The sequence below is a fragment of the uncultured Aquimarina sp. genome, from assembly GCF_947495315.1.
In the GTDB taxonomy this organism is placed as follows: Bacteria; Bacteroidota; Bacteroidia; order Flavobacteriales; family Flavobacteriaceae; genus Aquimarina.
The window spans coordinates 1-786 of record NZ_CANLYD010000044.1 but is presented as its reverse complement, the minus strand read 5'-3'; the positions used below and the strand labels follow the sequence as shown (position 1 = coordinate 786).

The following is a 786-nucleotide window of genomic DNA, read 5'->3' as shown; positions in this document are numbered from 1 at the left end:
CGTTGCCCACAATTATGAAAAAGATTCTGCTACCATTTATAATTTTGATTTTAAACTTAAATTTAAGTTGTAAATCGGCAGAATATAAAAAAGTAGTTTACCCAAATATCCCGATTGAATTACAATTCCTTTCAAAGTTTCAATCTGACATAGAAAATAGAACTGATGAAATAGTTATTGAATATGATGAATTAAAACTCAAACAAGTAATAAAAGATTCACAGTCCGAATTTTGGATTGGAGGTAAAAAACTAATAAGTGTTCCGAAAAGCACTCACAGAAATTGTTATATAAGAGAAGTTTTTAAAAAGAATTTTCTTCTGATTTCAAAAGGAAGTTGCGGAGCAGCAGGACCAGATTTAGTGGAAAGAAAACAAGTGATATTAATCGATTTGAATTCATATAAAACATACGAAATTGATTTCGGAGAATTTATGTTAACTCGCTCAAAAAGTGCGGTAGATGAGTTTTATAGTAACTCTGACAAATATTCAGCAATTGTGGATGTGGATATAGAAAAAAACCTCATTCGGATTACTAATAACAAAATCGGAATTAAAACTATCGAAATGATTGCGCAAGAATAACTGTGGGCAACAATGTATATAAAAAATAGCGAAAGTCGTTGCTATCATTAAGGCTTGGGCATTTTTGGGAAATCGCCAAATTTTTAACTTTGACAAATTTCCAAAAATAAAATAATTAGTAAAATTTAAAAATTCGGCTTGTGTTTATCCGAAAAGTCATCGCTTATTTTCAGCGCTACTTTTCATATACGAGACGTTA

1 protein-coding gene is annotated in these 786 nt (G+C 30.0%); it reads left to right on the top strand.

Annotated elements, in window-relative coordinates; all coding sequences use genetic code 11:
* On the top strand, positions 1-587 hold a 587-nt coding region (locus tag Q0910_RS28515; RefSeq protein WP_299224241.1), incomplete at its 5' end, for a hypothetical protein.
* Between the last annotated feature and the right edge of the window lie 199 nt (positions 588-786).